The organism is Variovorax sp. Varisp53, from assembly GCF_059491555.1.
This window is the reverse complement of record NZ_CP168512.1, coordinates 886,783-906,940: the sequence shown is the minus strand read 5'-3', so window position 1 is coordinate 906,940 and position 20,158 is coordinate 886,783. Positions and strand designations below refer to the sequence as shown.

At 68.8% G+C, this 20,158-nt stretch carries 19 protein-coding genes and 1 pseudogene; 12 read left to right on the top strand and 8 right to left on the bottom strand.

The features are described 5' to 3' along the window. The first annotated feature begins 23 nt into the window (after positions 1 to 23). Complete coding sequence (locus tag ACEOAB_RS04070) at positions 24 to 515, top strand: Lrp/AsnC family transcriptional regulator (protein WP_056597315.1); 492 nt, start codon at positions 24 to 26, stop codon at positions 513 to 515. A gap of 12 nt (positions 516 to 527) precedes the next feature. On the opposite strand, the pseudogene glmU reads toward ACEOAB_RS04070, so the two are convergent. Beyond that, positions 528 to 1,954, bottom strand: a pseudogene (glmU, locus tag ACEOAB_RS04065) (bifunctional UDP-N-acetylglucosamine diphosphorylase/glucosamine-1-phosphate N-acetyltransferase GlmU). A 49-nt stretch (positions 1,955 to 2,003) separates the two neighbouring features. Between glmU and ACEOAB_RS04060 the strand changes: the two are divergent. Further along, complete coding sequence (locus ACEOAB_RS04060) at positions 2,004 to 2,840, top strand: DUF6279 family lipoprotein (protein WP_413749865.1); 837 nt, start codon at positions 2,004 to 2,006, stop codon at positions 2,838 to 2,840. A 13-nt stretch (positions 2,841 to 2,853) separates the two neighbouring features. Here the strand turns inward: ACEOAB_RS04060 and ACEOAB_RS04055 are convergent, their stop codons facing one another. Then, complete coding sequence (locus ACEOAB_RS04055; RefSeq protein ID WP_235508065.1) at positions 2,854 to 3,624, bottom strand: Crp/Fnr family transcriptional regulator; 771 nt, start codon at positions 3,622 to 3,624, stop codon at positions 2,854 to 2,856. A gap of 91 nt (positions 3,625 to 3,715) precedes the next feature. Here ACEOAB_RS04055 and ACEOAB_RS04050 point away from each other — a divergent pair, with 91 nt between their 5' ends. Then, positions 3,716 to 4,132 (top strand): BLUF domain-containing protein, encoded by a 417-nt coding sequence (locus tag ACEOAB_RS04050; protein WP_413749864.1) that lies wholly within the window; start codon positions 3,716 to 3,718, stop codon positions 4,130 to 4,132. 76 nt (positions 4,133 to 4,208) lie between these two features. Here the strand turns inward: ACEOAB_RS04050 and ACEOAB_RS04045 are convergent, their stop codons facing one another. Then, positions 4,209 to 4,526 carry a DUF2917 domain-containing protein gene (locus ACEOAB_RS04045; protein ID WP_056597326.1) on the bottom strand — a complete coding sequence of 106 codons (318 nt, stop codon included), beginning with the start codon at positions 4,524 to 4,526 and terminating at the stop codon, positions 4,209 to 4,211. Positions 4,527 to 4,699: 173 nt separating this feature from the next. Between ACEOAB_RS04045 and ACEOAB_RS04040 the strand changes: the two genes are divergently transcribed. Then, the gene (locus ACEOAB_RS04040) at positions 4,700 to 5,683 is read left to right on the top strand and encodes a LysR substrate-binding domain-containing protein (RefSeq protein ID WP_007831501.1); all 984 of its coding nucleotides are present in this window, start codon (positions 4,700 to 4,702) and stop codon (positions 5,681 to 5,683) included. A 9-nt stretch (positions 5,684 to 5,692) separates the two neighbouring features. Here ACEOAB_RS04040 and ACEOAB_RS04035 read toward each other — a convergent pair whose 3' ends face one another. Continuing rightward, positions 5,693 to 6,310, bottom strand: coding sequence for a 5-formyltetrahydrofolate cyclo-ligase (locus tag ACEOAB_RS04035; protein WP_056597329.1), 618 nt, complete (start codon positions 6,308 to 6,310; stop codon positions 5,693 to 5,695). 9 nt (positions 6,311 to 6,319) lie between these two features. Between ACEOAB_RS04035 and ACEOAB_RS04030 the strand changes: the two genes are divergently transcribed. The 3 genes from ACEOAB_RS04030 to ACEOAB_RS04020 all read left to right on the top strand — a co-directional run bounded on the left by ACEOAB_RS04030 (position 6,320) and on the right by ACEOAB_RS04020 (position 9,692). Next, positions 6,320 to 8,353 carry a lytic transglycosylase domain-containing protein gene (locus ACEOAB_RS04030; RefSeq protein WP_495653483.1) on the top strand — a complete coding sequence of 678 codons (2,034 nt, stop codon included), beginning with the start codon at positions 6,320 to 6,322 and terminating at the stop codon, positions 8,351 to 8,353. Between the two features lie 12 nt (positions 8,354 to 8,365). Next, the gene (locus ACEOAB_RS04025; RefSeq protein WP_413315321.1) at positions 8,366 to 8,893 is read left to right on the top strand and encodes an MgtC/SapB family protein; all 528 of its coding nucleotides are present in this window, start codon (positions 8,366 to 8,368) and stop codon (positions 8,891 to 8,893) included. Positions 8,894 to 9,005: 112 nt separating this feature from the next. Then, the gene (locus ACEOAB_RS04020; RefSeq protein ID WP_413749862.1) at positions 9,006 to 9,692 is read left to right on the top strand and encodes a glutathione S-transferase family protein; all 687 of its coding nucleotides are present in this window, start codon (positions 9,006 to 9,008) and stop codon (positions 9,690 to 9,692) included. A 22-nt stretch (positions 9,693 to 9,714) separates the two neighbouring features. Here ACEOAB_RS04020 and ACEOAB_RS04015 read toward each other — a convergent pair whose 3' ends face one another. After that, complete coding sequence (locus tag ACEOAB_RS04015; RefSeq protein WP_413749861.1) at positions 9,715 to 10,440, bottom strand: OmpW/AlkL family protein; 726 nt, start codon at positions 10,438 to 10,440, stop codon at positions 9,715 to 9,717. A 163-nt stretch (positions 10,441 to 10,603) separates the two neighbouring features. On the opposite strand from ACEOAB_RS04015, the gene ACEOAB_RS04010 reads away from it, so the two are divergent. From ACEOAB_RS04010 to otsA, 4 genes are all read left to right on the top strand, one after another. Then, positions 10,604 to 11,767, top strand: coding sequence for a tRNA nucleotidyltransferase/poly(A) polymerase-related protein (locus tag ACEOAB_RS04010; RefSeq protein WP_495653482.1), 1,164 nt, complete (start codon positions 10,604 to 10,606; stop codon positions 11,765 to 11,767). 81 nt (positions 11,768 to 11,848) lie between these two features. Next, on the top strand, positions 11,849 to 12,640 hold the full coding sequence (gene otsB / locus ACEOAB_RS04005) for a trehalose-phosphatase (RefSeq protein ID WP_413751446.1): 792 nt from the start codon (positions 11,849 to 11,851) through the stop codon (positions 12,638 to 12,640). Beyond that, the gene (locus ACEOAB_RS04000; RefSeq protein WP_495653481.1) at positions 12,637 to 14,559 is read left to right on the top strand and encodes a glycoside hydrolase family 15 protein; all 1,923 of its coding nucleotides are present in this window, start codon (positions 12,637 to 12,639) and stop codon (positions 14,557 to 14,559) included. The genes otsB and ACEOAB_RS04000 overlap by 4 nt, the downstream gene beginning before the upstream one ends. Then, positions 14,556 to 15,941, top strand: coding sequence for an alpha,alpha-trehalose-phosphate synthase (UDP-forming) (gene otsA, locus ACEOAB_RS03995; RefSeq protein WP_413750139.1), 1,386 nt, complete (start codon positions 14,556 to 14,558; stop codon positions 15,939 to 15,941). The genes ACEOAB_RS04000 and otsA overlap by 4 nt, the downstream gene beginning before the upstream one ends. Positions 15,942 to 16,218: 277 nt before the next feature. Here otsA and ACEOAB_RS03990 read toward each other — a convergent pair whose 3' ends face one another. Then, entirely contained in the window at positions 16,219 to 16,551 is a 333-nt protein-coding gene (locus ACEOAB_RS03990) for a hypothetical protein (protein ID WP_056597348.1), read from the bottom strand. 178 nt (positions 16,552 to 16,729) lie between these two features. Between ACEOAB_RS03990 and ACEOAB_RS03985 the strand changes: the two genes are divergently transcribed. Continuing rightward, entirely contained in the window at positions 16,730 to 18,175 is a 1,446-nt protein-coding gene (locus tag ACEOAB_RS03985; RefSeq protein WP_413750138.1) for an aminotransferase-like domain-containing protein, read from the top strand. 4 nt (positions 18,176 to 18,179) lie between these two features. Here the strand turns inward: ACEOAB_RS03985 and ACEOAB_RS03980 are convergent, their stop codons facing one another. Continuing rightward, positions 18,180 to 18,626: a DUF1877 family protein gene (locus ACEOAB_RS03980; protein WP_413750137.1), complete on the bottom strand. Its 447-nt coding sequence runs from the start codon at positions 18,624 to 18,626 to the stop codon at positions 18,180 to 18,182. After that, a complete protein-coding gene (locus ACEOAB_RS03975; protein ID WP_413750136.1) occupies positions 18,623 to 20,146 on the bottom strand; it encodes a tetratricopeptide repeat protein in 1,524 nt (507 codons plus the stop codon). Before ACEOAB_RS03975 ends, ACEOAB_RS03980 begins: the two co-directional genes overlap by 4 nt. Between the last annotated feature and the right edge of the window lie 12 nt (positions 20,147 to 20,158).

Here is a 20,158-nt window from a genome sequence, read left to right as displayed (position 1 = left end):
TTTATTCCATAATTTCATCCGATATGGAATCAATATCGCTAGATTCAATAGACCTGCGCTTGCTCGACGCCCTGCAGCGTGACGCCTCGCAGACCAACCAGCGCCTGGCCGCCGATGCCGGCATCTCGCCGCCCACCTGCCTGCGCCGGGTGCAGCGGCTGCGCGAGGAAGGGCTCATTGAACGCCAGGTCGCGCTGCTGTCGCCCGACCGGCTCGCCGCGGCGCTGGGCCACGGCCTGCAGGCAGTGATCGAGATTTCGCTAGACCGGCAGGACGCCGCGTCGCTCGACGCCTTCGAGGCCCGCGTGATCGCCGACGACGCGGTGCAGCAGTGCTGGCGCGTGTCGCCGGGGCCGGACTTCGTGCTGGTGGTGGCCGCGCGCGACATGCCGGACTACGGCGCGCTCACGCAGCGCCTGTTCACGACCGATGCGAATGTGCGCAACGTCAAGGCCTTCTTCAGCCTCAAGCGCGCCAAGTTCGAGCCCCGGATGCCGCTAGCACCCCGGGCATGAGGAAGAAGGCGATCAGGCCTTCGGTTTTTTTTGTGGGCGCTTCCAGTTCGGGAAACTGACCTGCTTGCCGCGCGCCACGGTCAGCGCGCCCGGCTCGGTCGACTTGTTGACGGTCGACCCACCTCCGATGGTGCCGCCCGCACCGATGGTGACCGGCGCCACCAGCACGCAGTTGCTGCCCACGTGCACGTCGTCGCCGATCACGGTGCGGTGCTTGTTGGCGCCGTCGTAGTTGGCGGTGATGCTGCCCGCGCCGTAGTTGACGCGCTCGCCCACGGTGGCGTCGCCCAGGTACGCCAGGTGGTTGGCCTTGGCGCCGGGGGCCAGTGTCGAGTTCTTGACCTCGACGAAGTTGCCGATGTGCACCTCGGCGCCCAGTTGCGCGCCGGGACGCAGCCGCGCGAAGGGGCCGACGAGTGCGCCCGCGCCCACCGTCACGCCGGCCTTCTCGCCGTCGACGTGGGTGAACGGGTGGATCACTGCACCGGCCTCGATGCGCGCATTGGCAATCACGCAGTTGGCACCGATGCGCACGCCCTCGCCCAGCGACACCACGCCTTCGAAGATGCAGTTGACGTCGATCTCCACGTCGCCCGCGCATTCGAGCGTGCCGCGAAGGTCGAAGCGCGCCGGGTCGGCCAGGCGCACGCCCTGCTCCATCAGCGCGTTGGCCTGGCGCAGCTGCCAGGCACGTTCGAGCGCCGCGAGCTGGGCGGGGCTGTTGATGCCGGCCACCTGAAGAGCGTCGGCGGTGACGTGCGCGACCACGGGCACGCCGTCGGCGGCGGCGAACTTCACCACGTCGGTCAGGTAGTACTCGCCCTGCGCGTTCCTGTTGTCCAGCCGCGCGAGCCAGCCCTTGAGCAGACGCGCGGGCACGGCCATCACGCCGCTGTAGATCTCGCGCACGGCGCGCTGCGCTTCGCTTGCGTCCTTGTGCTCGACGATGGCGGTGACCTCGCCCCCGCCCGCCGCGCGGATGACGCGGCCGTAGCCGTTCGGGTCGTCGAACTCGATGGTCAGCAGCGCGAGCCGCTGCCCCCGCTGGCCGCGATGAGCGCACGCAGCGTGTCCTCGCCGATCAGCGGCACGTCGCCCGACAGCACGACCACCGTGCCGTCGTCCGGCAGCAGCGGTGCGGCCTGCTGCACCGCGTGGCCGGTGCCGAGCTGCGGCTCCTGGCGCGCAAAGCGCAGCGTGGCGCCAGGGATGCCGCTGGCCAGCGAAGCCTCGACTTCGGCCGCGCCGTGGCCGGTGACAACCACCACGCTGCGTGCACCGATGCGCGCGGCGGTGCCCGCCACATGCGACAGCAGGGCGCGGCCACCCAATCGATGCAACACTTTGGGCAGCCTGCTTTTCATGCGCGTGCCCTTGCCGGCGGCCATGATGACGATGTCGACCGGCCCCTGGTTGTCTTGTTGCGGAGTTTGATTCATGCGTTTTTCTTCCCGATTTCGTTGCGCTGCAGTGGCGCGGATTATCGGCGTGCTGCTTGCTGCCGCCGCCCTGGGCGCCTGCAGCGCGATCAAGCTGGCCTACAACAACCTGCCCACGGTGAGCTACTGGCGGCTCGATGCCTACCTGGACTTCAACGGTGCGCAGACTCCGAAGGTGCGCGACGAGCTGGAGCAGTTGCTGGCCTGGCACCGGCAGAACGAGCTGCCGCGCATCGCCTCGCTGCTGCAGGAGGCGCAGGCGCTGGCGCCGGGCGAGGTGACTCCGGCGCAGGTCTGTGCCATGACCGACCGCATCCGCGAGCGCCTGCTGGCCGTGACCGAGCGCGCCGAGCCCGCCGGCACCGAACTGGCGCTCAGCCTGAGCGAGTCCCAACTGCAGCAGCTGGAACGCAAGTACGCGAAGATCAACGCCGAATTCCGCAAGGGCTGGCTCGAGCGCACCCCGGCGCAGGTGCAGCAAAAGCGCTACGACCGGTTCCTCGACCGAGCCGAGGATTTCTATGGCCGGCTCACCGACGAGCAGCGCGACCTGCTGAAGCAGCAGGCGGCGCAGTCGGTGTTCGACCCGCGGCTGATGGATGCCGAGCGCCGCAGGCGCCAGCAGGACGCATTGGCGGTGCTGCGCGGCTTCGTCGCCGGCAAGCCATCGCCCGCCGAGGCGCGCGCCGCGCTGCACGACTACATCCAGCGCATCGCAGAGCCGCCGCCCGGCCCCTGGCGCGACCAGCAGCAGGCACTGATGCAGGAAGGCTGCCGCAACACGGCGGCGCTGCACAACAGCACCACCGCCAGCCAGCGCACGCAGGCCGTGCGCCGGCTGCAGGCCTACCAGGAAGACTTGCGCGAGCTGGCGGCGACGCGCTGAAGGACCCGTCTCCTCAGATCAAGGGCGTGGGACGCATCGGGCGCTCGAAGTAATCGCCCAGCTTTTCCAGCGCATGCGGCTCCATGATGCGCAGCCAGCCGGCGTCGATCTTGTAGAACCCCAGGCGCTGCAGCCGCCGCAGCGTCTTGTTGGTGTGCACCAGCGAGAGCCCGAGCGCGTCGGCGATGTGCTGCTGGTTGAACGGAAACTCGACCCAGCCGTCGCGCACCATGCCCACGCGTTCCGCGCGGCGGTACAGGTGCATCAGCAGCATGGCCACGCGCTCGCCGGCGTTGCGCCGCCCCGAGGTGACGAGGCTGTCGTCGACCATCTTTTCTTCGCCCGCCACCAGCCAGGTGATGTCGTAGCCGAGCTTGGGCTGGGCATGGAACAGCTCCCAGAGCCGCTCGCGCGAGAACGCGCACAGCGTGACGTCGGTCACTGCCTCGACGCCGTGCGTGTGGCCGTCGGCGAACTCGTCCTGCAGGCCGAGGAAGTCGCCGGGCAGCAGGAAGCTCAGTATCTGCCGCCGGCCGTCGCTCAGGGTCTTGTAGCGAAAGGCCCAGCCCGCATAGAGGGTGAAGAGCTGCGGGCTGCGCCGGTGCTCGTCGATGATCGAGCTGCCGGCTTCCACGCGCCGGGAGCCGACGCGAAACGCCTGGATGGTCGCGAGTTCCTCGCCCGAGACCGGCAGGAACGCATCGAGGCGGCGCAATGCGCATTGGTCGCACGGATTCATGCCCTGGGGAGGCGACGCGGCGACGGGGTAGTCCTCGAATTTCACGCTTCACTATAGGCCGTTTGCCTGTGTCTTTTGACATTTCGCGGCGTCCCCGGGGTTCCTACACTGCACACGTCCTCCCCCCGCAAGACGCATGACAGACGAACAACAGCAGAAACTCCCGCTCCACGAGGTCCTTTACTGCAGCACGCTGGCCCAGGACCAGTCCCCGGCCGCCGTGGGGTCGATCACTTCCCGGGCACGCGCGCGCAACGCGGAGCGCGGCATCACGGGGTTGCTGGTGTTCGACGGCCTGCGTTTCTGCCAGCACCTGGAAGGCCCGCGCGAGGCCGTCGACACGCTGATGCGGCAGATCGAGCAGGACCCGCGCCACGTCGACGTCAGGGTGCTCTACGAGGCGCCCCTGGAGGCCCGCCGCTACAGCGGCTTTGGCATGGGGCTGGCCGAATGCGAGGGCCTCGACCTGATGGCCGGCGTGCAGGTGCTGGACGGCGAGGCGGCCCTGCGGCACTTCCTGGAACTGCGGCCCAGCTTCGACATCAACTGCTGAATGGAGCGGTTGGATTCCCCAAAAGAGAAAAGCGGCCCGAAGGCCGCTTTTTCAGCTCCTGGAGGCGGACGGTCGATCAGGCGTTGTCCCAGCTGTAGGTCGCGCCGTAGCCGTCCCACGCCTCCATCACGATGCGCTGGCCCGCGGCCACCGTCAGCGATTCGCCGGGTGCGAGTACCAGGTCTTCGCTGGGATTGCGCAGCGTGGCGTCGGGCGTGATCCACACCCGGCCCTGCTTGACCCGCAGGATGCTGGCCGACCGTGCCTTCAGGCTCATTGCCTCGCCGGGGGCGATCTGCCAGGCGCCACGGCGAACGGCCGGCGGAACGGCGGCGGCGCGAGCGGGAACGGACAGGGGCGAGAACGATTCGGTGGTGCAGACAGCGGTGGACATGGTGTAACTCCTTGGGCTTTGCCGAAGCGCTTGACAGAAAGAGGCAATAGCGCAGTTCGGGAATGAATGATCGTTTCTACGGCGTTGGCGGTCCAATGAAAACGAGTTAGCCTACTGATGCGCGTTCAGCATCAATCGACCTGGACGCCGACTCGCCCTCCAAAGTCATACCCATGCAACATTCGCAGACCCATTTGCGCTCCCGCCCGATCTCCGCCGGGCACCTGCGCGCCTTCGAGGCGGTGGCCAGGCACCTGAACTTCCGCGCCGCGGCGGAAGAAATGGCGCTGACCCAGTCGGCCGTGAGCCGCCAGATCCAGTCGCTCGAGGAAGAGGTGGGCGTGGCCCTGTTCCTGCGCCATACGCGCGCGGTGGAGCTCACGAGCGCCGGCGCGCTGCTGCTGCTGGCGGTGCAACAGTCGCTGCCGCGCATCGACATGGCCGTGCGCCAGATCCGCCAGAGCGCGGGGCGCCAGAGCGTGTCGCTGACCACCTTCGCCTCGTTCGCCTCGATGTGGCTCATTCCGCGGCTGGAGGCCTTCCAGCGCGACAACCCCGAGATCGACATCCGCATCGACGCCAGCGACGTCGCGGTCGACCTCGAAGTGGCCGACGTGGACATCGCCCTGCGCTACGGCCCGCGTGAAAGCATGCCGGCCGGCGCCGTGCGCCTGTTCGGCGAAACGCTGACGCCCGTGGCCAGCCCCTGGCTGCTGAAGAGCAACCCGCCCATCAAGACGCCCGCGGACATCACCCGGTTCACGCTGATCGAGGCCGGCGACGCGCACCGCACGCACCTGGAGTGGCTGACCTGGCGTCGCTGGTTCGAGGTGAACGGGCTGGAGCGCGCGCAGCCCAAGCGCTGGCTCTATTTCAACTACGCCTACCAGATGGTGCAGGCCGCGCTGACCGGCCAGGGCGTGACGCTGGCTCGCAGTTCGCTGATTGCCGAGAGCCTCGCCAACGGCGACCTGGTGGAGGTGCTGCCGCAGCACCGCATGGACTCGCCGATGTCCTACTGGCTCATCGCCGGGCCGCGCAACGCGCTTCGCCCGGAGATCAGGGCTTTCTGCGACTGGCTGCAGCTGCAGGCCGTGACCACGCGCGAGACCATCGGCGAGGTGCCCGATCCGGACACCGTCGACAACATCGACTGACCGAGCCGCTCAGCTCGTTGGCCAGACGACGCCGTTGTCGTTCAGGATCGCGTCGAGCGGCAGGTCGTGCGCCTCTGGCTCGAAGTCTTCGAGGAAGCCGTGGGTGAACCCCAGCCCCACCGTGAACGGCCGCGGCTCCAGCGCGGCCAGCGTGCGGTCGTAGAAGCCGCCGCCGTAGCCCAGCCGGTAGCCGCCCGCGCTGTAGCCCACGCAGGGCACGAACAGCAGGGTCGGCACGATCAGCTCGGTGTCCTTGGGCTTGGGAATGCCGTAGGCATCTTCTTCCATCTGGCAGCCCGGGTACCAGGCATGGAAGGTCAGGGTCTTGTGGACCTTGTCGATCACCGGCAGTCCGATGCGGCGACGCTGCGGCTCTTCCATCAGCTCACCGTCTTCCTTCCAGCGGTGCAGGGCGGGCAGCGGATCGAACTCGCCCTTGATCGGCCAGTAGGCGCCGATCACGGTGTCGGGCCGGCCCACCAGCCAGATGCGCATCACGCGCTGCAGCAGGTCTGCGCGTGTCAGCCGGTCCGGCATGGCCAGGCGTTGTGCGATCAATGCCTTGCGCAGCTGATCCTTCAGAAAACTCGCCGTCGCCGAAGTGCCGGCATCCTTTGACTTGTCCATAATCCCCCGATGCAGTTCCCAAGCATTTTGGCACCCAAGCGCGCCCACCCGCGCAACACAACCCCCGCACTCGTTTTTTCCGCTGTCCTGGCCCTCGCCGCGTTGCTCTCGCAGCAACCCGCGGCGGCACAGAACGGCAACACCAACGACGACGTGCTGATCCAGATGAAGCAGGCCTTCCAGCGCGGCGACAAAGCCCGCCTGACCGCCCTGCTGCCGCAAGCCCGAGGCCATGCGCTGGAACCCTGGGCCGCCTACTGGGAACTCAAGGCACGCCTGCAGGAAGCCGCCCCCAACGAAGTGCAGGACTTTTTCGCGCGCTACCCCGGCACCTACCAGGAAGACCGCCTGCGCAACGACTGGCTGCTGCTCACCGGCCAGCGCCGCGACTGGGACAACTTCTCCGCCTCGCTCGACGGCTTCCGCATGGGCGACGACGCACAGGTGCGCTGCTACGCGGTCCTGGTCGACACGCTGCGCAGCGGCACCGCCACGCAGGCGCAGGCCGACGAGGTGCGTCGCAGCTGGTTCGCCCAGAAAGACCTGGACGACGGCTGCCTCACCGCCGCAGACCGCATGGTCGCCGCCCGCCTGATGTCGACCAACGACGTCTGGAAGAAGGCCCGCCTGGCCATCGAGGCCAACCGCCCGCAGGCCGCGCGCGCCGCCGTCAACATCGCCGCGCCCGATGCGCTGCCGCTGTTCGACGAGCTCAACGCCAGCTCGGCCAAGTTCCTGACCGGCCGCGCCTTCGTGGCCGCCAAGTCGCGCAAGGAGCTGGTGGTGCTGGCGCTCATCAAGGTCGCCATTGCCGATCCCGAACTGGCCGCCTCGCAGCTCGACAGCAAGTGGGGCCCGATGCTCTCGGCCGAAGAGCGCAACTGGCTCTGGGGCACCATCGGCCGCGCCGCCGCCATCAAGCTGTGGCCGCAGGCCGGCAGCTATTTCGCCAACGTCACGAAGAACGGCGACCTGTCCGACGACATGCTCGGCTGGCGCGTGCGCGCCGCGCTGCGCGCGGGCCAGTGGAAAGAGGTGGCGCCCGCCATCGACGCCATGAGCGAAACCGCCCAGCTCGACCCGACCTGGGTCTACTGGAAGGCCCGCGCCCTGGCCAGCGTCGGCGGCGACGAACGCCGCGCCCAGGCCCGCGAGCTCTACCAGAGCATCGCCGGCTCGCGCGGCTTCTACGAAATGCTGGCGCTCGAAGAGCTCGGCCAGCGCACCGTGGTGCCCACGCGCCCCGCCCCGCTCACGCCCGAGGAAAAGGCCGCCGCGCGCAACAACCCGGCGCTCGCCCGCGGCCTCTACGCCATCGCGATGGGCCTGCGCCCCGAAGGCACGCGCGAGTGGAACTACGCCACCAACCTGCACGACAAGGGCGGCATGGACGACCGCGCGCTGCTGGCCGCGGCCGACCTCGCCTGCCAGCGCGAGGTGTGGGACCGCTGCATCAACACCAGCGAACGCACCAAGGGCGTGGTCGACGTGGAGCAGCGCTTTCCCATGCCCTTCCACGACACGGTGCTGCGCAAGGCCCAGGACATCGGCCTCGACCCGGCCTACGTGTACGGCCTGATCCGCCAGGAAAGCCGCTTCATCATGGATGCACGCTCCGGCGTCGGCGCCTCCGGCCTGATGCAGGTCATGCCCGCCACCGCGCGATGGACGGCCCGCAAGATCGGCATGTCGGACTTCTCGCCCGGCCAGATCAACGACCGCGAGACCAACATCACCATCGGCACCAACTACCTGAAACTCGCGCTCGACGACTTCGACGGATCGATGGCGCTGGCCGCCGCCGCCTACAACGCCGGCCCCGGCCGCCCGCGCAGCTGGCGCAACGGGCCGGTGCTCGACGCGGCCATCTGGGCCGAGAACGTGCCGTTCACCGAGACGCGCGACTACGTGAAGAAGGTGCTGGCCAACACCACCAACTACGCCGCCATCATCAGCGGCCGGCCGCAGTCGCTGAAGGAGCGCCTGGGCCGCGTGGGCCCACGCGATGCCTCTGAACCCGAGCCGAACAAGGACCTTCCCTGAAGTCCCGCTGAAATGAGCTGGCGCGACGAGGTCCTCGCCACCATCGCGTCCGAGTTCTCGGACGCAGCCGACGTCGCGCAGCTCACGCGCATCGTGCTGCGCCTCACGCTCGCGGGCGCACTGGGTTTCGTGCTCGGCTTCGAGCGCGAGCAGCAGGGCAAGGCCGCGGGCGTGCGCACCCACATGCTGGTGGCCATCGGCTCGGCGATGTTCGTGCTGATCCCGCAGCAGACCGGCATCGTGCCGGCCGACATGAGCCGCGTGATCCAGGGGCTGGTGGCGGGCGTGGGCTTTCTCTGTGCCGGCACCATCCTCAAGCAGGGCAAGGACGAGAGCCATGTGCAGGGCCTGACCACCGCCGCGGGGCTGTGGATGACGGCCGCCATCGGCATGGCCTGCGGACTCGGCCGGGAGACCACCGCCATATTGAGCGCGCTGCTCGCGCTCGCCGTGCTGGCGCTGGTGCCGCACCTCGTGAGCCTGATCGAGCGCATGGGCAGTCCGCCGAAGGGCGATGGCGGCGACGCCCGCAAACGCTGAGCGCGGCGCCCCCGCATCAATTCGCGCCGCGTTCGGCATCAATCACGGCGCGGCGGCCGGCTAGCATCGAAGGCTTCCCCCGAATCCCCGCAACGAACCGGAAGCCTCTCTCATGCGCAAGCTCTATGTCGGCAACAAGAATTACTCGTCATGGTCGATGCGGCCGTGGGTGCTGATGAAGCAGGCCGGCATCGAGTTCGAGGAAGTCGTGCTGCGCTTCGATTCGTTCGATGCCGACTCGCAGTTCAAGCACGCCATCGGCGCGCTCAACCCGGTGGCCAAGGTGCCGGTGCTGGTGGACGGCGACCTCGTCGTCTGGGACACGCTGGCCATCGCCGAATACCTCGCCGAGGCCTTCCCCGAGAAGCAGCTCTGGCCCCGGTCGGTGGCCGACCGTGCGCGCGCGCGCAGCGTCTGTGCCGAAATGCATTCGGGCTTCGGCGGCCTGCGCAACCATTGCGGCATGAACATCGAGGCTTCGCTGCCCGAAGTGGGTGCGCGGCTGATGAAGGAAGTGCCTGAAGTCGCCAGCGACCTCGCGCGCATCGTGCAGATGTGGAGCGGCCTGCTGGAGGCGCACGGCGGCCCGATGCTGTTCGGCGCCCAGTTCGGCATCGCCGATGCCTACTTCGCGCCGGTCGGCACGCGCATCAAGACCTTTGGCTTGCCGGTGCCGCCGCACATCACGGCCTACATCGAGCGCGTGCAGGCGCTGCCGGGCGTCAAGGCCTGGATCGACGACGCACTGGCGGAGAAGGACTTCCTGCCATTCGAAGAGCCCTACCGCACGCGGCGCTAGGGTCTTCGAGGCGGGCGGCAGGTCAGAACCGGTAGGTGGCCGCGAGGTAGGTCACGATGGGGTTCAGCTTCAGGCTGGCTTCGCTGGTGGCCACCGGCAGGCCGCTGACCGAGGTCGTGGTCAGCTTGGCCTTGGTCTTCAGCGGGATGTACGACACCGAGAACGAGAGGCCCCAGTGCTTGTCGAACTGGTAGGCCACGCCGACGTTGACCACGGGTGCGAACGAGCTGTCGAGCTTGGCCGTGGTGTTGACCGCAAACGGCGACTGGTGGAACTGGCTGGCCAGCGCGCCCTGCAGGTTCGGGGTCAGCTTGACACCGCTGTACCAGACGTAGGCGGCGCCCAGGCCGACATAGGGACGAAAGGCGTCGCTGCCCTCGTTGAAGTAGTACTTGCCCAGGATGGTCGGGCTCCACTGGCGGGCCTCGCCGAGCTGGCCGACGCGGCCCAGCGTGCCGGTGCCGTCGAGCCTGAACTTCGGCGGCACGCCGAACACGCCTTCCACCGCCCAGTGGCTGTCGATGAAATACATGGCGCTGAGGCCGAGGGTGTCGGAATCGCTGACGCTGGCGCCGGAGCCGGGCAGCACGGCCGGAATGGGCGAAGTCACGGTCAGCGGCTTGCTGGAATCCTGCGGTGACAGATGGAACCAGCCCGTGCCGAGGACCCAGTCGCCGGCCTGTTGCGCCATCGCACTTCCGGACGCCAAGGCCCCCAGAGTCGCCAGCGCAAACATCGTCTTCTTCATGCGAATTACTCCTTTGGTTGAAAGATCCCTCCGCGGTTTGGGGGGCTGGCTTGTGTCTGCCGCTTGATTTCGTCCGATCGACGAACGATTACCCGGTCTTCTCTGAAAATTATCGAACGACCGTTCTATTTTTTGAACCCGGGAGTATCCCTACACTGCACCCATGAAGATTTTTCTCGTTGGCGGTGCACTGCGCGACCGCCTGCTGGAGCGCCCGGTGTCCGACCACGACTGGCTGGTGGTCGGCGCCACGCCCGAAGAAATGGTGGCCCGGGGCTACCTGCCCGTGGGGCGCGACTTTCCGGTGTTCCTGCACCCCGAGACGCGCGAGGAATACGCGCTGGCCCGCACCGAGCGCAAGAGCGCCCCGGGCTACCGCGGCTTCACCGTGCATGCCGCGCCCGACGTCACGCTGGAACAGGACCTCGCGCGCCGCGACCTGACCGTCAATGCCATCGCGCTGCCGGCCGAGCTGGTGAGCGCCGACGGCCGCTTCGATCCCACGCCCGCCGCGCTGGCCGACCCCTTCCACGGCCAGCGCGACCTGCGCGACAAGGTGCTGCGCCACGTGACCGACGCCTTCCGCGAAGACCCGGTGCGCATCCTGCGCGTGGCGCGCTTCGCGGCCCGCTTCGACGACTTCTCCGTCGCCCCGGAAACGATGGCGCTGATGCGCGAGATGGTCGCGGCCGGCGAGGCCGATGCGCTGGTGCCCGAACGCGTGTGGCAGGAGCTGTCGCGCGGCCTGATGGAAGCGCGTCCCTCGCGCATGTTCGAGGTGCTGCGCGACTGCGGCGCGCTGGCCGTGCTGCTGCCCGGGATCGAAACCGGCACGCAACCCATGGCGGCCATCGATGGCGGTGCGCGCCTGCAGGCCTCGCTGGCGGTGCGCTTCGCCTGCCTCATGCGCAGCGTTGGACAACCGCAGCTGCAGCAGGTGTGCGACCGCTGGCGCGTGCCGGTGGACATCCGGGAGCTGGCCGAGGTGGTGGCGCGCGAGCATGGCCACGTCGACGGCAGCGGCGCGCTCGATGCAACGGGGCTGGTGCGCCTGCTGGAGCGCTGCGATGCCTTCCGCAAGCCCGCACGCTTCGCCGAGGCGCTGCTGGCCTGCGAGTGCGATGCGCGCGGCCGGCCCGGCTTCGGCGCCGCAACCTACCCGCAGCGCGAGCGCCTGCTCGCGGTGCTGGCAACGGCGGCGGCAGTGCCCACCGATGCGGTGGCGAAGGCTGCGCAGCAGTCGGGTGCCACCGGCCCGAAGATCGGCGAGGCGATTCACCGGGCGCGGGTGGAAGCCGTCGCGGCATCGCTGCCGGCACGAACCTGAAACGGCCGCCCGCTGACGCCAAAGGGGGATTCGGCATTTGCCGACACGCGCGCATGATGGCGCGTGTTATGGTTTTTCCCAATGCCAAAGTCCTCCAGCAACTTGCAGTTGCCTCCTCCGTTGGGCCGGGACGCAGCCCTCTTTCTCGACTTCGACGGTACGCTGGTCGGACTCGCGCCCACGCCTGAAGCCATCGAGATTCCCCCTGCCCTCGTTCCCCTGCTGGGCGACCTGCGCGACCTGCTCGGCGGCGCGCTCGCCGTGGTGTCGGGCCGCCAGATCGATTCCATCGACCGCTTCCTGGCCCCGCTGCGCCTGCCCGCGGCCGGCGAACACGGCGTGCAGCGCCGCGACGCCGAGGGCCACATGCAGGAGCAGCGCGCGCCCGACCTCGTGTCCATCCTCGACATCGCCAACGAACTCGCGCGCGTGCACGAAGGCCTGCTGGTGGAACGCAAGCACGCCGCCATCGCCCTGCACTACCGGCTTGCGCCGCAGCTCGAGGCGGTATGCCGCGACGCGATGTCGCGCGCCATCGCGCACGAGCCGCAGCTCGAGCTGATGCATGGCAAGTTCGTCTTCGAGGTGAAGCCCACCGGCGTGCACAAGGGCATCGCCATCGAGGCCTTCATGGCCGAAGCGCCGTTCGCAGGCCGCACGCCGGTCTTCCTCGGCGACGACACCACCGACGAAACCGGCTTTGCCGTGGTGCAGCCGCGCGGCGGCATCGCCGTCAAGGTCGGCTCCGGGCCGAGCCTGGCGCTGCACCGCCTCGACTCGCCGCGCGACGTCTATGAGTGGCTGGTGCAGGCACGCGACCTGCTGGCAGCCCCAGGAAACAAGAACACCGAATCCCCGAGGAGCCCCCGATGAGCGAGCAACAACTGATGAAGGCTCCCGAAGACCGCGCAGGCGAGGCGCTGGCCGGTGCCGCCGGCCCCGACGACAAGGCCCCGGTCGATGCGAAGGCCGCCGCCGCGCCCGGACCGCGCGGCTTCGCGCCGCCGGCCGAGCCTTCGCTGAACGTGGGCGTGATCGGCAACTGCGCCTACAGCGCGCTCATCGACGCACGCGGCCGTGCCGTGTGGTGCTGCCTGCCGCGCTTCGACGGCGATCCGGTGTTCAATGCCCTGCTGCATCCCGGCGAGGACGCCGGCGCCTGGGCCATCGAGATCGAGGACTTCGCCTCCAGCAAGCAGTGGTACGAACCCAATACCGCGGTGCTGCGCACGCAGCTGTTCGACAGCGCGGGCCAGGGCATCGAGATCACCGACTTCGCGCCGCGCTTCTACAGCCGCTCGCGCTACTTCCGCCCGCTGATGATGGTGCGCCGCGTGCGGCCGATCGCCGGGGCGCCGCGCGTGCGCGTGTCGCTCGACCCGCGCTTCCAATGGGGCGCCGTGGCGCCGGAGGAAGTAACGCGCGGCAGCAACCACATTCGCTATGTCGGGCCCGACGTGACGCTGCGGCTGAACACCGACGCCTCAATCTCGCACATCCTCTCGCGCCAGCCTTTCGTGATCTCGCGCGAATACAACTTCATGTTCGGCGTGGACGAGACGCTGCTCGACGGCATCGCCGACACCGCGCGCAAGTTCGAGCAGGAAACCATCTCCTACTGGCGCACCTGGAGCAAGCGCCTGGCCATTCCGTTCGAGTACCAGGAGGCGGTGATCCGCGCGGCCATCACGCTGAAGCTCTCGCTGTACGAGGACACCGGCGCCATCGTGGCCGCCATGACCACCAGCATCCCCGAGGCGCCGGGCAGCCAGCGCAACTGGGACTACCGCTACTGCTGGCTGCGCGATGCCTTCTTCGTGGTGCGCGCGCTCAATTCGCTGAGCGAAGTGGGCACCATGGAAGACTACCTGCGCTGGCTCGGCAACGTGGTGATCGGCTCGCACGGCGAGCACATCCAGCCGCTGTACGGCATCGGGCTGGAGCGCGAGCTGCCCGAGTCCTTCGTCGAGGGCCTGCCGGGCTACCGCGGCATGGGTCCGGTGCGCGTGGGCAACCAGGCGCAGGAGCACTTCCAGCACGACGTGTACGGCAACATCGTGCTCGGCGCGGCACAGGCCTTCCACGACCATCGGCTGCTCAGCCGCGCGGGCGTGGCGGAGTTTCCGCACCTGGAGGCGGTGGGCGAGCAGGCGGTGCGCGTGTACGGCACGCCCGACGCCGGCATGTGGGAGCTGCGCACGCGCGCCCGCGTGCACACCAGCTCGGCGCTGATGAGCTGGGCCGCCTGCGACCGGCTCTCCAAGATCGCACGCGCGCTGAACCTGCCCGAGCGCGCGGCCTACTGGCACGGCCATGCCTCGCGCATGAAGGAAGAGATCCTCGCCAAGTCGTGGTGCGAGGAGCGCCAGGCCTTCGCCGAGAGCTTCGGCGGCCACGAGCTCGACGCGAGCATCCTGCTGATGGTGGAAGTGGGCCTGATCGACGCGCGCGACCCGCGCTTCATCTCCACCGTCGACGCCATGGAGAAGTCGCTCTGCGACGGCCCCTACATGCGCCGCTACGAGGCGGCCGACGACTTCGGCAAGCCCGAGACCGCCTTCAACATCTGCACCTTCTGGCGCATCGACGCGCTCGCCAAGATCGGCCGCAAGGCCGAGGCGCGCCAGATCTTCGAGACCATGCTCGCGGCACGCAACCCGCTGGGCCTGCTGTCGGAAGACACGCATCCGGTCACCGGCGAGATGTGGGGCAACTTTCCGCAGACCTATTCGATGGTCGGCATCATCAATGCCGCCGTGCGGCTGTCGGCGCCCTGGGATTCCTGCATATGAGCCGGCTCGTCGTCGTTTCCAACCGCGTGGCGGACCCGCGCAAGCCGGCGGCCGGCGGCCTCGCCGTGGCGCTCGGCGAGAGCCTGCAGCAAAGCGGCGGCCTGTGGTTCGGCTGGAGCGGACAGATCGTCGAGGAAGGCCCGACCGGCGAAGGCGAGTTGCACAGGCAGCAGGCCGGCAATGTCACGCTCGCCACCATCGACCTGAGCCGCGAGGACCACGACAGCTACTACCTCGGCTACAGCAACGACGTGCTGTGGCCGGTGTTCCACAACCGCCTGGACCTGGCGCACTTCGAGGCCGGCTTCATCGGCGGCTACCGGCGCGTGAACCAGCTGTTCGCGCGCAAGCTGCTGCCGCTGCTGAAGGACGACGACATCATCTGGGTGCACGACTACCACCTGATCCCCCTGGCGGCCGAGTTGCGCGCCATGGGCTGCAGGCAGCGCATCGGATTTTTCCTGCACATTCCGCTGCCCCCGCAGATCATCACCGCGGCCATTCCGCAGCACGCGTGGCTGATGCGCTCGCTGTTCTCCTACGACCTGATCGGCTTCCAGGCGCAGCAGGACGTGCAGCACTTCGAGCACTACGTGCGCAACGAGGCCCACGGCGAGTACCTGGGCAACGACATGTACCGCGCCTACGGGCAGACGGTGCGCAGCGCCGCCTTCCCGATCGGCATCGACGTCGACGAGTTCGCGGCGCTCACGCACGCGAAGGAGTCGCGCGACATGTACGAGACCATGAAGCGCGAGTATTCGAGCCGCCGGCTGCTGCTGGGCATCGACCGGCTCGACTACTCCAAGGGCATTCCGCAGCGCGTGCGCGCATTCCGCGAGCTGCTGGCCAACTACCCCGAGAACCGGCGCAGCGCGACGCTGATCCAGATCGCCTCGCCCACGCGCGAGACGGTCGATGCGTACGGCGACATCCGGCGCGAACTCGAATCGCTGTGCGGCGCCATCAATGGCGACTACGGCGAGCTCGACTGGATGCCGGTGCGCTACATCCACCGCATGGTGGCGCGCAAGCGCGTGCCGGGGCTGTGCCGCGCGGCGGCCGTCGGGCTGGTGACGCCGCTGCGCGACGGCATGAACCTCGTGGCCAAGGAATACATCGCGGCGCAGGACCCGGCCGACCCGGGCGTGCTGGTGCTGTCGCGCTTTGCCGGCGCGGCCGAACAGCTGAAGGAAGCGCTGCTGGTGAATCCGTACGACACGCACGGCACGGCCGAAACGGTGCAGCAGGCGCTGCAGATGCCGCTCGAGGAGCGGCGCGAGCGGCACCAGAAGCTGCTGTCTCGCATTCGCGAGCAGGACATCCATTGGTGGCGCCGGAGCTTTCTGGATGCGCTACGCGAGGCGGCCAGCGAGCGCTGATTTTCCGTTTTTGCGCTGTCTTCAGGGCGCGCTCACGCCGACGGGGTACCTTGCTCCGCGAATGTCCTCCGGCCTTCGGCCTCCCCCTTTATTTCGCTGCGCAAGGCACCCCATCGGCGTGATCGTGTTCAGAGCGGTCGTTGATCGGCTGTACACCAGCAGCGTGCCCTGTGCGAAGGACACCGGGTGCTCCCCGCAGCGAAATAAAGGAGGAGGCCGCAGGCCGGGGGACATTCGCGGAGGGGAGCACCCGGTGGCCTTCGCACGCGCCACGCGCTCACCAGCCAGTGAGCAAGCGCACAAAGCGCATCACCGGCCGGCCCTGTTCGGGTCCTGAAACCAGCCCCGCCGCCGGCGCATGAATCCGCAGATGCGCCGTCGCCAGCGCCGACACCTCGATCCAGCCGCCATGCGCTAGGTGATGCACATCGCCCTCTTCCAGCACCGCCTGCGCCATGAACACCGTCTCGCCAAACCACCCGGGCGGGGACACCACGCGCACCCTGCCCTCGGCCACCTGCAGCCACGTGCCGGCATCGACGGCGGTACGCAGGGACTGGCCCGGCTCCAGGATGACGGAGGCAGGTGCGGATGTGAGCGTGGTGATCATGGCGTGCCTTGAAAAGCGGTGGTTCGGGTATCGATCGTAGAAATCCGGCCGCTCAAAAAACAGGCACACGCCACGGCTATTGCGACCGGAACAGCCCGGCCGTGAAACATCTGTTATGGTATTTTTCCCGAGCAACTGCATCTGTTTTCGGATGCCCTATGCGGGGAACATCGACGCCATGGACTCGCTACCGCTCTACCGCCAGCTCTCCGCGCACTACGTGGACGCGATCCACATCGGATCGCTCAAGCAGGGCGACAAGATGCCGTCGCTGCGCAGCCTGATGCGGCTGCACGACATCAGCCTGTCGACCGCGCTGCAGGTCTGCCGCGCGATGGAGAGCGACGGCTGGGTCGAGGCGCGCGACCGCTCGGGGTATTTCGTGCGGCGGCCGCAGCGGCTGGCCATCGCGCCGATGGAAGAGCCGGTGGCCGGCGTGCCGCCCGACCCGGCGCAGTTCGTCAGCATGCGTGCGCGCATGGCCAACTTCATGGCGCGCGGCCGGCACACGGGCGTGAAGCTCAACTTCGCCATCGCCCGCGCAGCCCCCGAGCTCTATCCGGCCGAGGCGCTGCGCAACTCGATGACGCGCGCGCTGCGCCAGCGGCCCGAGCTGCTGACCACCGCCTCGTCGCAGAAAGGCCACGAGCAGTTCCGCGAGGCGCTGGCGCAACGCAACCTGCGGGTCGGCATGACGGTGCCGCCCGACGAAGTGCTCGTCACCAACGGCTGCATCGAGGCGCTGAACCTCGCACTGCGCGCGATCGCCAAGCCGGGCGACACGGTGGCCGTGGAGTCGCCCACCTTCTACGGGCTGCTGCAGGTGCTCGAAAGCCTGGGGCTGCGCGCGCTGGAGATCCCGACCAGCCCTCAGACCGGCATCTCCCTCGAGGCGCTCGACCTCGCCATCCACACCTACGACGACATCAAGGCCGTGGTGGTGGTGCCGCACCTGCAGAACCCCATCGGCAGCGTGATGCCCGACGCCCACAAGCAGCGGCTGGTGCACCTGTGCGAGAGCCATGGCATTGCGCTGGTCGAGGACGACACCTACAGCGACCTCGTGGAGAGCGACGCGCCGCTGCGCGCCATGAAGTCGTGGGACCGCACGGGCAACGTGATCTATTGCGCCTCGCTGCACAAGGTGCTGGCGCCAGGCCTGCGGCTGGGCTGGATCACCGCCGGGCGCTGGCATGCGCAGGTGGAGATGCTCAAGTACGCGCAGACGCGCAACAACGAGGCGCTGGCGCAGATCGCGGCGGGCGAGTTCATCGCCAGCGGCGGCTACGACCGCCACCTGCGCCGGCTGCGCGAGCGGCTGCACGTGCAGCGCGACCAGACGGCGGACGCCATTGCCAGGTACTTTCCGGCCGGCACGCGGCTGAACCTGCCGCGCGGCGGGCTGCAGCTGTGGGTCGAGCTGCCGGCGCAGCGCTCGTCGGTGGACGTGTTCGAAGCCGCGCTGCGCGAGCACGTGCTGGTGGCGCCGGGCGCGCAGTTCTCGAACTCCGGGCGCTTCGACAACTACCTGCGCCTCAACTGCGGCTGGCCGTATTCGAAGGCGGTGGATGCGGGGCTGCGGCGGCTGGGCGAGATCGTGGCGGCCGTGCGGCCGCCGGGTTAGCGATTCAGGCGATGTAGAACACGGCGGCGTCCCGCCTTGCAGCCGCGCCGGCGAAGAATCGCTTCACGCCTTCCATGAACTCCGCAAGTTCCTGCGCGCCTTCCTGCCACACCTTGGCCCAGTAAAGCTCGCTGAACTGCGCCGGCTCGCCGGTGAAGCGGCCCACCAGTTCCGCCACGTCGCACTGCGCGAGCCGCGCCGCCGCGCGCTCCACGTGGGCGGCCGTGAAGTAGATGCAGCCCTGGCAGTCGGTGCCGTCGAACTCCTCGCCATCCATGGCCTCGGGCATCAGCGTGCGCACCACGTCCCAGGCCTGTTCCACGGTCTGGCTGTCGTGCGGACCGCCCTGCTCGGCGGGCGAGTGCAGGAAGTCCGACACGGTGGACGGATCGATCACCAGCGCGCGCAGCCGGTAGCGGTCGAAGGCGTAGAAGGCGGCGCCGAGGCTCAAGTGCTGGGCTCCATGCGCGCTGCGCGTGCGACGGCCGCGAGCGCCATGCTCACGCTGTCGATGTTGCGCTGCGCGTTGTCGATGTTCCTGAAGTGGTCTGGCGAGCAGATCTGGTTGAGCAGCAGCGTGCGCTTGAAGTGCACCAGCGCCTGGCGCAGGTCGCCCTCCTCCTGCGCGATCAGGCCGAGGTCGTTGTGGGCATTGGCGGCCGCCGGGGAAATGCCGCGGCAGTCGCGCTGCTGGATGTCGAGCGAACGCTCGAACAGTTCCTTGGCTCGGACGAATTCGCGGCGCGCCATGTAGAGGCCGGCGAAGTTGTTGAGCATGTCGGAATGCAGTTCGGCATCGCCTTCGCCCGGCGGGAGCTTGTCGAGGTGCACGAGGGCGCGCGCGTAGCAGAGCTCGGCCTTCTCGTCCTGGCTAGAGTCGGCGTAAAGGAACGCGAGGTTGTTGAAGGCGCGCACCACGCCATCGCTGGAGCCGCCCCGGGCCTCGGCAACCGCCATGGCGATGGTCTTCTTGTAGAGCGCTTCCGCCTCGTCGGAACGCCCGGCCGCGGCATGCAGCAGCGCCAGGGTGTTGGTCGGTCCGCGCCGCCAGCTGTCGTCGAGGCCGAGCTGCCCGATCATGGCCAGGGCTTCGTCGGCCGCGGCCTGTGCCTTGTCGTTCCAGCGCAGCCGGCGGCACAGTTCCGCGTAGCTGGACAGGTGGAGCACCACGGCCTTGTCCGGGCCGCCATGCAGCCGGCGGCTGAAGGCGACGGCCTCGGCACAGAGCTTCTCGGCATTCGGCAGGTCGCCCTGTGCCAGCGCATCGCGGTAGCGCGCTTCGCGGTCTTCGAGGAGGCTCAGCAGCGCGCCCTGCTCGTCGGACGCCGCGCCGCGGGCCTTGCGTGCGTCGATGCCGGCCAGGGTCTGGTCGAGTGCCTTGCGGGTGATGTCCATGTCCTCCGCCGGCATGCCGATCTTGCGGCCGATGGACAGGCTTTCCTCGAGGCAGGCCCGGGCCTTGTCGAAGGCTCCGAGCTGGTGGCAGGCCTGCCCGAGCATGCACAGGCTCATCGCGAGGTTCTGGTGCGGGCCCTTGAACACGCGGCGCGCGCTGGCGACGACCTGCTCGCCGATGGCGACGGCCCCGGCCCAGTCGTCGGCCTCGGCCGCGGCCATGAAGCGCTCCTGCAGCCTGCTGACTTCGGCGAGGGCGGCAAGATCGTAGCCCTTGGCGTCGCTCGCCGCGGGGCGGCGGACGCTGCGGGGGGCCGGAGCATCTTCATTCCCGGTCTCGGCCGCGCCCTGCCGCATCAGCCGCCGGTGGATCCAGTAGAGGTCGTACAGCAGCCACGGCAGGACGAGCGCCAGGCCGAAACGCGATCCCGGCAGGCCCGCCATTCCGTACAGCAGCAGCGCCAGCTGCGCCGCGCCCCCCAGGTAGCTCCCCAAATAGAAGCGATGCGCCCCGATGAAGCCGCCCACCAGCCACAGCAGGTAGGCATAGGAGCGGCGGCGGGGCAGCTGGGTCATGGTTTTCGCCGG

Coding starts and splice junctions, on each gene's coding strand:
- ACEOAB_RS04025 (WP_413315321.1), top strand. CDS start 8,366: ATGAGCTGGCGCGACGAGGTCCTCGCCACCATCGCGTCCGAGTTCTCG.
- ACEOAB_RS04010 (WP_495653482.1), top strand. CDS start 10,604: ATGAAGATTTTTCTCGTTGGCGGTGCACTGCGCGACCGCCTGCTGGAG.
- ACEOAB_RS04070 (WP_056597315.1), top strand. CDS start 24: ATGGAATCAATATCGCTAGATTCAATAGACCTGCGCTTGCTCGACGCC.
- ACEOAB_RS03990 (WP_056597348.1), bottom strand. CDS start 16,551: ATGATCACCACGCTCACATCCGCACCTGCCTCCGTCATCCTGGAGCCG.
- ACEOAB_RS04020 (WP_413749862.1), top strand. CDS start 9,006: ATGCGCAAGCTCTATGTCGGCAACAAGAATTACTCGTCATGGTCGATG.
- otsB (WP_413751446.1), top strand. CDS start 11,849: ATGCCAAAGTCCTCCAGCAACTTGCAGTTGCCTCCTCCGTTGGGCCGG.
- ACEOAB_RS03985 (WP_413750138.1), top strand. CDS start 16,730: ATGGACTCGCTACCGCTCTACCGCCAGCTCTCCGCGCACTACGTGGAC.
- ACEOAB_RS04030 (WP_495653483.1), top strand. CDS start 6,320: ATGCAGTTCCCAAGCATTTTGGCACCCAAGCGCGCCCACCCGCGCAAC.
- ACEOAB_RS04045 (WP_056597326.1), bottom strand. CDS start 4,526: ATGTCCACCGCTGTCTGCACCACCGAATCGTTCTCGCCCCTGTCCGTT.
- ACEOAB_RS04040 (WP_007831501.1), top strand. CDS start 4,700: ATGCAACATTCGCAGACCCATTTGCGCTCCCGCCCGATCTCCGCCGGG.
- ACEOAB_RS04015 (WP_413749861.1), bottom strand. CDS start 10,440: ATGAAGAAGACGATGTTTGCGCTGGCGACTCTGGGGGCCTTGGCGTCC.
- ACEOAB_RS04050 (WP_413749864.1), top strand. CDS start 3,716: ATGACAGACGAACAACAGCAGAAACTCCCGCTCCACGAGGTCCTTTAC.
- otsA (WP_413750139.1), top strand. CDS start 14,556: ATGAGCCGGCTCGTCGTCGTTTCCAACCGCGTGGCGGACCCGCGCAAG.
- ACEOAB_RS04000 (WP_495653481.1), top strand. CDS start 12,637: ATGAGCGAGCAACAACTGATGAAGGCTCCCGAAGACCGCGCAGGCGAG.
- ACEOAB_RS04035 (WP_056597329.1), bottom strand. CDS start 6,310: ATGGACAAGTCAAAGGATGCCGGCACTTCGGCGACGGCGAGTTTTCTG.
- ACEOAB_RS03975 (WP_413750136.1), bottom strand. CDS start 20,146: ATGACCCAGCTGCCCCGCCGCCGCTCCTATGCCTACCTGCTGTGGCTG.